The following is a 10783-nucleotide window of genomic DNA, read 5'->3' on the forward strand; positions in this document are numbered from 1 at the left end:
GTGTGACCACCATCGCGCCGGTGGCGAGCACCGCGGCGGTCATGGGGCAGCACCCAGGCGAGCATCACCACGCTCCCGCCGCTACGGTGATGTGGAGGAGATCTTCCAGCGGAGGTTGATCGGCCCCACCGCGGCGAGCGTGGCCAGCATGATGGTCGAGCAGACGCCCATCACTCTAGGTGCGCCGAGCACCGTCAGGAGGGCGAGTGTGGGCACCACCAGGGCGACGATGACCGCGACCAGCTTGGGCCGCTGGGCGCGCTTGCCGATGTGCCGGTCGCCGAATGACCCCTTGCGGATCTTGCGCCGAAGATGACCATCGCGGGGCCCCGCCGGGCAGGCTGGTGGCGAGAACCCAGCGCAGGCGAGCTGGCCCACCCCGACGTGACGGCGTCCACAGGCTCATCGCGATCCACGCCGGGGGCGGCGACGTCAGTCACGAGTCGGGGAATCTTGTCGAGCGCGCAGTGAGTGTCTGAATCGCGTTCTTTCGGGTGCGTCGCGTTCCGCACCCTTTTGATCACTGAAGTCGCTCTTGTCGGGTGATCTTACAAAAGTTACGCTCTGTCCGTTTGATCAAGTGCTCCGAGCCGCACGAGCCGGGATTCCTGCCGGGTGGGTGGAGCGACGGCTGGCGCCCCTGCGGGTGCCTCGTTGTGGTTCGGAGCGTGACGGCGTATGCGCCGGAATTTGGCATGGGCTCGCTCTGGCCGGGCATCGGCTGCGGTGGCAGCCATCCTTTTGGGGCTGCTACCCGGCCTGCTCCTTCTGCAGCCCTTACCGGCGAGCGCCGATGTCGCCGTAACTGCCGCTGAGGCCGGGGTTACGGCACAGGGATCGCCGGAGACGCCGAAGCAGGCTTACGGATCTGCGAAGAGTCTGCCCTCGTTGACTTCGAGCGAGGCTACGCGGAGCGGCGCCGATCCGGGTACGCCGGAGAAGGTGGCCAAGCCGCCGAAGAAGGCGCTGCCGCTGGAGGATCGGGTCGGCGTCAAGCGCCAGGCGCTGGCGGCCGGCAAGCCGGTGAGCGAGGCCGCGGCTCTGCTGGCCCAACTGGCGGCAGAGCCGCCGTGTGGCTCGTACCAGCCGTGGCAGCGTGGTGTTTACGTCGCTGTCGGCACCTATGTTGGCTCGGATCGCCGCATCTGGCGGGCCACCCAGAACATCCCTTCCAGTCTGAATTTCTTCCCACCCCACGAAGATCCGACTGGGTGGTCACTGATTGGGCCGTGTCCGTTGCCGCCCGCCCCGACGGTGACCTCGATGACGCCGGACAACGGCCTGCAGGTGATGACGACCACGCCGACGTTGAGCGCGACCGCCACCACATGGGAGGGCGGTGCGGTCGCCTTCTACTTCGAGGTGTGCGACAACCCGTCCATGTCCGGCTGTCATACGTACGAGTCGTGCTGCTTGTTGTCGGGCAGCAGAACCGTGCCGGAGGGCGTGCTGTCGTGGGGCCGCCAGTACTGGTGGCGGGTGCGCGTGTCCGACGCCTCGACCATTGGCGGCCAGAGCGGCTACTCCTCGACGAGGACCTTGGTCGTCGGGGTGCGCCAGCCGACGATCACCTCCCAGTTGTCCACGCCGGGGGTGAACGGGCAGGAGTTCCACCAGTCGTCTGGCAACTACACCACGACCTTTACGGACGTGCAGGTGCCGGTGGCTGGGCCGCCGCTGTCTGTGGTGCGCTCCTACAACAGCATGGATCCCCGGCGTGAGGGCGTCTTCGGTGCGGGCTGGTCCACGCGGTGGGACATGCGCGTGGTTGAGGAGAGCCTGCGTGGCCGCGCCGCGGCGCTGGTGACCTATCCGGACGGGCGGCAGGTGCGGTTCGCCAAGAAGGATGACGGCGGCTGGCAGCCTCCCCCGGGCATGTACGCCACCCTCGCCAAGAACAGTGACGGCGGCTGGCGGCTGATGGACAAATCCTCCACGTCGTATGTGTTCGACAGCGCTGGGCGGCTGTTGAAGGTGACCGACCAGCGAGGGCGCAGCCAGGATCTGGAGTACGGCAGCGACGGCAAGCTGGCCAAGGCGACCGCGACCGGGGGCCGCTCACTCACCTTCGCCTGGACCGGCTCCCATGTCACCTCGGTGTCCACGGACCCGGTTGATGGCAAGGCGCTGACGTGGACCTACAGCTACGACGGCGATGTGCTGACGAAGGTGTGCAACCCGCAGCAGGAGTGCACCAGCTACGACCACGAGTCTGGTTCGCTGTATCGCAGCACCGTGCTGGACTCCGAGCCGATGGGCTATTGGCGGTTCGGCGAGACCGACGGCGACAGCGCCAAGGATCTGGGCTGGCTCGGTGATGCGGGCTATAGCTTCGCTGGCGGCTACACGCTGGGGCGCCCCGGCGCGCTGGCGGGGACGCCGGACACCGCCGTCGGTATCTCCGCCTCCGACACGGGGGCGATTTGGCTGCCCAACGGCATCATCCCCCGCGCCGGCGCCTGGGCCGCCATCGAAACGTGGTTCAAGACCACCAGCAGCGGGACCCTCATGACCGTCGAGGGCGAGTACTCCTACATCACCTTTCCGATGCTGCAAGTGACGGCGGACGGCAAATTGTCAGCGGGCTACGATGCCGCCTCTCGCATCACCACCAGCGTTGCGGTCAAGAACGGCGCGTGGCACCACGCCGTCCTGACCGCCGAAGGGGACCGGCAGACCCTGTATGTGGACGGGGTCGTCGCCGGGAGCTTCGCCGGCGAGATCTCCGAGACGACTCCCTTCTACACCGACAATCTGAAGCTCGGTGGTCTGGACGGCACGGTGGACGAGGTCGCCGTCTACGACCGTCCGCTGTCACCGGCCGAGGTCGCTCGGCACTACGCGGCGCGTGCCGCAGCGCCGCACAAGCTCACCAAGACCACCCTGCCGTCCGGCCGAGTTTGGGCGGCCAACACCTACGACCCTGCCACTGACCGGATCAAGAGCCACACCGACAACAACGGTGGCACCTGGCAGATCGGCGAACCGGCCTACGACACTGCGACGGGCATGTCCACCGTCACGGTGAAGGACCCGAACAACGAGTCCATCACCACCGTCCACGACGCCTGGCGTGGCTACCGCACCGTGTCGAAGACCGACCAGCTCGGCAAGAAGACCAGCTACACCTACGACACCGGCGGCTTCCTCGCCCAGGTCGACGACGCCAACTTCAACTTCGTGCGCTACGACAACGACGACCGTGGCAACGTGCTGGCCACCACGACCTGCCGAACCTCCAGTAGCTGTCAGACCGTCCGTGCCGAGTACTACGTCAACACGGGTGATCAGTTCGACGCGCGGAACGATCGGGTCACCAAGGTTAGGGACGCCCGTTCGACCAGCGCCACTGACAACACCTACGCCACCGGTTACGAGTACAACTCCTACGGCGAGCAGACCAAGCTGACGACCCCGGCCACTCTCGACTTCCCCACCGCCCGCTCAGCTACGGTCACCTACACCGACGGCACCGAGCCCGCCGTCGGCGGCGGCACCACGCCCGCAGGCTTGATCGAGACCAATACTGACGCCAAGGGCAACGTCACCGAGCTGCGCTACACCGCAGCCGGGGACCTGGCCGAGCAGACTGACCCAAGCGGACTGATCACCAAACTCGAACACGACGTGCTGGGGCGGGTCACCGGACAGACTCAGATCTCCGACGCCCATCCCAACGGGGTGAAGACGATCTTCACCTACGATGGCGCGGGCCGGCTGGCCACCCAGACCGCACCGAGCGTCAAAAACGAGATCACCAGCGTTAGCCACACCGCCGAAACCAGCTACACCTACGACCCGGACGGCAACACGCTGACCGCGACCGTCAAGGACCTGACCGGTGGGGACCAGGCCCGGACGACCACCTACACCTACAACGCGTACGGCCGCGAGGAGACCGCCACCGACCCTGAAGGCGGCGTCGTCCGCACTACCTGGAACAAGGTCGGCCTGCAAGATACCGTCACCGACCAGCTCGGCTCGGTGTTCGGCTACACCTACACCAAACGCGGCGAGCTCGAGAAGCGCACGCTCAAGAACTGGACCGGCAGCCCGGTCAACCCGCAGCCGGCCACCGAGATCACGCTGGAGTCCTACTCCTACGACGACGGCGGTCGGTTGGCCGCCCAGGTCGATGCGATGCTGCGCAAGACCTCCTACACCTACTTCGGTGACGGATTGCTGTCGCAGGTGATCGGTGACGACGTCAAGCTGAACGGTGCCACGACCACGAAGGATGTCGCGCTGGAGGTTAACACCTACGACGCGGCGGGGAACCTGACCAAGCAAGTGATCGGGGCCGACCCCATCTCTGGCGTAGGCGTCACCACTTCCGAGTACGTCTATGACGCTGCTGGTCGGCTCAGCTCGGCCACCCTCGATCCGGCCAAGCTGCAGCGCAAGACGGTCTTCGAGTACGACGCCAACGATCAGACGATCAAGGAGACGTACACCGGGGCGGCGGGCGGCACCCGTGCGGAGAGCGTCAGCTACGGCTACAACGCGGCCGGGGTGCTGACCCGGCAGACGGTCGAGAACGGTGACGAGGACCTCACCACCACCTGGACGGTGGACGATCGTGGCCTGACCACCGCGGTCACCGACCCGCGGGGCAACGCCGCAGGTGCCTCAGCTGCCGAGTACACCACCACCAACAGCTACGACGCGCTCGGCCGCCTGATCGAGATAAGGGCCCCGACGGTCAGTATCGAGAAGGCCGGCACCGCGCAGCAGGGCCGCCCCACCACCCGGATCGGCTACAACAACGCGGGCTGGCAGACCCACGTCATCGATCCGGAAGGCCGCCTTGCCACCACCGGCTTCGACCGGATGGGCCGCCGCACCTCGCTGACCGCCATGCCGTACACGCCGCCCGGCGGCACCCAGGTCACCCCCACGATCGGCTACGGCTACGACGCTGCGGGCCGCCTGACCACGGTCACTGACCCGCGCGGGCAGGTCACCACGACCGAGTACGATGCGCTCGGCAACCCGGTACGGGTGACCGACCCGCCCGCCGCCGCGGGCCAGCCCGCCGGGCAGTGGATCTCGGAGTACAACTGGGTCGGCGAGCAGCTGACCGTGATCGACCCGACCGGCGCGCGTGTCCAGGCCACCTACGACGATCTGGGTCGCCAGATCACCCAGACGGTGATCGAACGCAAGCCCGCCAGCGCCGCGTACGTCACCACGCTGACCTACAACGACGCCGGTTACCTCACCAAGGAAGTGCTGCCGGGTAGCAAGACGACCGACTTCGTCGTGAACGCGGCCGGCGAGGTCGAATCGGTCACCGACCCGGCTCGGGAGATCACCAAGTACAGCTACGACGCGCTCGGCCGCCCCGCCAAGGCCACGGACCCGCTGGAGAAGGCCATGGTCGGCGAGTACGACCTGGCGGGCCGCCTGACCAGCGTGAAAAGCCTGGACAAGAACGGGGCGACGGTCCGCACGATCGGCCTGGGCTACGACGCCGCGGGCAACGCCACCCGCTACACCTCCGGCGAGGGCCACGTCACCCGCCGCAGCTACGACGCCACCGACCTGCTGACCGAACTCGTCGAACCGGTCTCCGCCGGCGAGCAGATCACCACCAGCTTCGGCTATGACGCCACCGGTGCCCGCACCCGGGTCACCGACGGTCGTGGCAACGCCACCTGGACCGGCTACAACAGCCTCGGCCTGATCGACACCCTGACCGAGCCAGCCACCACCGCCCACCCGAACCTGGCCGACCGTACCTGGACGCACGTCTACGACGTGGTCGGCAACGAGACCGCGCTCATCCAGCCCGGCGGCGTCCGCCACGACAAGCAGTACGACAACCTCAACCGCCTCACCAAGGTCAGCGGATCTGGGGCCGGGATCGTCGCCGACGACAAGACCTACAGCTACGACCTGGCCGACCGCCCCACCACGGTCAGCGGCAACACGCTCGAATACAACGACCGCAGCCTGCTGACCAAACTCACCACCCCGGCCGGAACGAGCACCGCCTACGCCTACGACGCGCTCGGCAACCCCACCCAGCGCGTCGACGCCGTTGGCACCACCACCTACACCTGGGACGCCGACAACCGGCTCAAGACCGTCGCCGACCCGGTCAGCGGACGCACCAACACCTACGACTACGACAAGGCCGACCGGCTCACCACGATCACCTCCGCCAACCCGGCCAACACGCAGGCCTTCACCTACGACGCCCTCGACCGTGTCGAGACGCACACGCTGAAGAACAGCAGCGGCGGCCAACTCTCGAAAATCACCTACGGGTGGGACAAGGACGACAACCTCACCAGCAAGGTCACCGAAGGCCTCGCCGGAGCGGGCAGCAACACCTATGGCTACGACCACGCCGGCCGCCTCACCTCCTGGACTGGCCCCGACGGCACCACCACCGCCTACGGGTGGGACGCGTCCGGCAACCGCACCAAGGCGGGCGAGAAGACCTTCACCTACGACGAACGCAACCGCCTGCTCGAAGGGGACGGCAGCACCTACACCTACACCCCCCGCGGCACCCTCGCCACCCAGACCAAGAACGGCAACACCCGCAACCTCACCTTCGACGCCTTCGACCGGCTCATCAACGACGGCGACGCCACCTACACCTACGACGCCTTCGACCGCATGCTCACCCGCCAGAAGACCGGCGGAACCCAGCGGTTCGCCTACGCGGGTCTCGACAACGACATCATCGCCATCACCGACCAGGCCGGCGCCGTGCAATCCAGCTACGGTCGCGATCCCTTCGGCGGCCTGATCAGCGTCAAGGAAGGCACCGCTCCCGCCACGGGCGCGCTCACCGACCTGCACCAGGACCTGGTCGGCACCTTCACCGGCACCGCCCTGTCCAGTACCACCACCTACAACCCCTTCGGTGAAGTCACCGCCCAAACCGGCACCAAGCCCGCGCTGGGCTACCAGGGCGAGTACACCGACCCGGACACCGGCAAGGTCAACATGCACGCCCGTTGGTACCAGCCCGGTACCGGAACATTTACTTCTCGCGACACATGGACTTTGACTCCTGATCCCTCCATCCACGCGAACCGCTATACGTATGGTGCAGGAAGCCCGCTCCTCACCACTGACCCGTCAGGGCACGCCCCCAACCGAGGCTGCTACAGACTGGTGGGCATTCCGATATTCGGCGTGGCAGGCGCCGTGGCATGTGACGTCTTGACCGACGCGAAACCCACCGCTGACCCCTCTCACGACCAAGCCTCAGGCCCATGCAAAACGCACGATCCGCGGCCAGAGTGCAACAGGCCGCCGCCTGACCCGTGCGCTGAATTCAGCAATAGATGTCATGGCAAAAAAGACGACACGACAAACAAAGATAAAGATACAAAAAAGCCAGACAATAAGCCAACCAGTACATATAATCCGCCAACCACCTACAGTCCGCCCGCGAAGAGAGAGCCGGTGGAAGACCCGTGCGCTGTCATGTGTTGGGGGCCAGAGCTTCATCGCCCTAATTGCGGCAAGAAGTGCATGGTTGACCCTAACGAAGCCCTAGAGGACATCGAAGAAATCATCGTAGTCATCACTCTTGGCGCTGGGGCCATCGCGTCCCTTGTCGGGGTTGTGGCCGAAACGGTCGCTCCGGTGATTGGTGCGCCGATTGGGTTGATCACCTCACCATCTTCGAATGGCGGCGCATCGGAACCGCCGGCGGACAGAAGGCCTCCGTCGCCGGATTTTATTATTCATTGCCAGCCGAATCCATATAAGACTGGTGAGTGCATAGACGGCGTCGGCGCAGTTGATAAGCCAACCGCTCATTCCTGCGATCCAGGCAAGCCCAACAGCTTTGCAGCGGGGACCAAGGTTTTGTTGGCCGACGGCACTACCAAGGCCATCGAAGACATCAAGATTGGTGATGAGGTCATCGCTGCTGATCCTGTCACTGGACGCACCAGCGCCGAACCGGTCACCGCCTTGATCGAGGGGCAGGGGTTGAAGCGCCTCGTCAAGATCACCGTGGATACCGACGTAGGGGACGGCGCCGCCACTAAGACCATCACCGCCACGGACAACCACCCCTTCTGGGTGCCCGCGATGCAGCAGTGGGTCGATGCTGGCCGCCTGCAACCCGGCATGTGGCTACAGACTGCGGCTGGTACGTACGTCCAGGTGGCCGCAGTGGAGGCATGGGCAGCCGTCGAGCGGGTTTACAACCTGACAGTCGACGACTTGCACACCTACCATGTCGTGGCTGGTGGTGCATCAGTTCTAGTCCATAATGTTGACCCGGATTGTAACGATCTCCCCCCCTTTGCCCCTAAGGGGCCAACTAGCGGCCGGGGTAAGGCTGCTGACGGCACAACGTATAACATAAAAAGCGGACGACAAGATCCAGACCTTAGCGACTGGGTTAACGATAAGCTCCGCAAGACGAATCATCTGAAGGGAAACGCGAAGGCCTGGACCTCCACCCATGTCGAGGCGAAGATGGCCGCCATTATGGATCGGGACGGCATCACGAAGGCGGAACTGGATATCAATAATCCCAATGGCCCATGTGCAGTCGAACTAGGCTGCGACAGGATTCTGGATGACCTGCTCGGCGATAACGAGCTTACGGTACGATGGCCAGGAAGTCCGCCTGAGGGTAAGACTTATGGAGGTAGTCGCTGATGAAACCTCGCGCCGCAGCGCGATACCTGCCCGAACACAACAAGGAACCGATACTACTAAGTACATCGCAAGACGCTGATGCGCTGATCGACGCGCTGGCATCCGCACCTATCGACCACAACTTGGCGCAGGTTCATTCGCTGGCCCGGAAAAAATTGTCCTCCGGGACGCCTGACCACGAGCTCCTAGTTGGCGTTGATTCGTATCTCTCCGTCGGCATCCTTGCATTTATGGATGGCGACGACGGCAACCTTGTAACAGCGGGAGCACCAGAGACTCAGGTTGAGCCGATCTATTGCATCATGGGTCATGCGACTGAATTTCCTCCCCACTCCGAAGTCGCAATTGACCTTGTACGCATGGCGCTCAAAGAGTTTATCCTTTCTGGGGGTCAGCGTCCAAAGTCTGTTGAGTGGAAGACGCCTGACTTTGTGTAGCGCAGCCGCCATAACTGGTGGTCGCTAATACATGCCAACAGTCTGATCTTCGCGGCACTGACGTCGTGGTGATGGGCCATGTCCCTCAGGGGGTAGAGGCCATGGAGAGCAAGGCCTGGTGGGTTGGTATGGGGATGGTGTCTGAGGTGTTGGCTGGGACGCAGCAGATCAAGCGTGTCAGCCAGCTGGCAGGTACGGATAGTCGGAGCACAGGTGGTCCACGGTGATGTAGAACCCGTCGATTGCGGCGTCATCAACAGTCGAAGCCCGCAACCCGGTGACGATCTCCAGCGTGTCGAGCTCGGCCGCCGAGGCCTCCCGTCCGTGGTCACGCGCGCTGAGGGGGAACATCGCGGAGGTCACCGTCCCGAGCGTGGCCCGGGATCATCGGTGCACGGGTGGACTCTGAAACGATCTGAACCGCACTCTCTGGTGGGTCCGTCCTGTAGCGGTCACTTGTAACGAGCGAAATCATGCAGCGGTGACTTCCGAGCGGGCCAAGTAGGCGGCAGCCCGTCGTACGTGACCATCACGCGAGTCGGGTCGATGACCATGCGCAGCCATTCCACTCGGCGGCCCTCCTGGTCTCGGGTGAGCCGATCCAGGGTGAGGACGGGGAAGCCGGTCATGAGCGTGAACTCGGCGGCCTCGTCGGCGGTGGCTGGCCGGGCGGACAGGTGCTCGTCCGCGCTCGCAGGGTCGATACCGGCGGCGCGCATGGCGCCGTAGAGGCTGCCGACGACCTTCTCCTGGCCTGCGAGTGGGGTTCCCTCGATGAGGTGGGCGGGGTAGTAGGCGGTGTGGACCTGGCACGTGCTGTCGTTCAGGGTGGCGTGCCGGGAATGGCGGATCACGGTGTCGGTGCCCTCGGTGAGGCCGAGCGCTTCGGCGACGTCGACGTCGGCGCGCTCGTGGGCGACCTCGACGGTCACCATGGAGCCGGCCGCGCCGGCCTGCTGGCATGCGGTCTCCCAGGCGCCGGCGTGTCCTTCGGGTTCGAGGATAGCTGGGTAGCGGGGAAGGGAGACTCGGATGGGCCGCCAGTCGAGGACGAAGGTGCCTTGGCCGCGTACTCCGGTGACGAGGCGTTCGCCTTGGAGCTGGTTGAGGGCGGCGGTCATGGTGGCGCGGGCCACGCCGTACTCTTCGCAGAGTTCGGTCTGGGTAGGCAGCGCCGTGCCGGGGGGCCATTCGCCTTGCTTGACGCGCCGCCGTAGGTCGGCGGCGATCTGTCCGTACTGGGTGGGCACGATGGTCTCTCCCGCGTATGGACGTCTCGTAAGCTTGCAAGTCTAGTCTTGCGATTGCGTCTTGAGGTACGGGGCAGAGGCTCGTCATACGCGTGACCAGCGTGGGAGTCGATGATGATCACGGTGATGTTGTCGGGGCCGCCCTGATTGCACGCCTCCTCGACGAGGCGATCGGCTCGGGTCGGCGAGTCCCAGGATGTCGGCGTGGGCACAGATAGTGTTTGCGAGCACGTCGGCGTGGAGGGCGCGTGCGGGGCCGACGATTCGCGCGGGCGTGCAGGCAGACGTCGGGCCATTTCCGCAGGCGCGGGGCCGACAGTTCGGGACCCTCCCTGTCAAAATGGACAGAGGTAGCAAACAGGCATGAAACTCTGTGCTGAGGGTGGGGAAGGAGACATCCCTTCGTGGGAGCAAGCAAGCCGGATCCGGAGGTCCCTGATCCTCAGGTGCGGG

General features: G+C 65.2%; 5 protein-coding genes. 2 read left to right on the forward strand and 3 right to left on the reverse strand.

Annotation, left to right across the window (positions count from 1 at the left end; genetic code table 11):
* Positions 1 to 81: 81 nt before the first annotated feature.
* Positions 82 to 378, reverse strand: coding sequence for a hypothetical protein (locus ABD331_RS59170; RefSeq protein ID WP_344496139.1), 297 nt, complete (start codon positions 376 to 378; stop codon positions 82 to 84).
* Positions 379 to 942: 564 nt separating this feature from the next.
* Between ABD331_RS59170 and ABD331_RS59175 the strand changes: the two genes are divergently transcribed.
* Both ABD331_RS59175 and ABD331_RS59180 read left to right on the forward strand, forming a co-directional pair.
* Positions 943 to 8643 carry a polymorphic toxin-type HINT domain-containing protein gene (locus ABD331_RS59175; RefSeq protein ID WP_344496141.1) on the forward strand — a complete coding sequence of 2567 codons (7701 nt, stop codon included), beginning with the start codon at positions 943 to 945 and terminating at the stop codon, positions 8641 to 8643.
* Complete coding sequence (locus tag ABD331_RS59180; protein WP_344496143.1) at positions 8643 to 9080, forward strand: Imm1 family immunity protein; 438 nt, start codon at positions 8643 to 8645, stop codon at positions 9078 to 9080. Before ABD331_RS59175 ends, ABD331_RS59180 begins: the two co-directional genes overlap by 1 nt.
* A gap of 177 nt (positions 9081 to 9257) precedes the next feature.
* On the opposite strand, the gene ABD331_RS59185 is transcribed toward ABD331_RS59180, so the two are convergent.
* Positions 9258 to 9443 carry a hypothetical protein gene (locus ABD331_RS59185; RefSeq protein WP_344496145.1) on the reverse strand — a complete coding sequence of 62 codons (186 nt, stop codon included), beginning with the start codon at positions 9441 to 9443 and terminating at the stop codon, positions 9258 to 9260.
* 89 nt (positions 9444 to 9532) lie between these two features.
* Positions 9533 to 10330 carry a GntR family transcriptional regulator gene (locus ABD331_RS59190; RefSeq protein WP_344496147.1) on the reverse strand — a complete coding sequence of 266 codons (798 nt, stop codon included), beginning with the start codon at positions 10328 to 10330 and terminating at the stop codon, positions 9533 to 9535.
* Positions 10331 to 10783: the final 453 nt, after the last annotated feature.

The sequence above is a fragment of the Nonomuraea monospora genome (genome assembly GCF_039531895.1).
Taxonomy (GTDB): domain Bacteria; phylum Actinomycetota; class Actinomycetes; order Streptosporangiales; family Streptosporangiaceae; genus Nonomuraea; species Nonomuraea monospora.

Excerpts from the sequence above, each read along its gene's own strand:
- ABD331_RS59180 (WP_344496143.1), top strand. The coding sequence starts at position 8,643 with ATGAAACCTCGCGCCGCAGCGCGATACCTGCCCGAACACAACAAGGAA.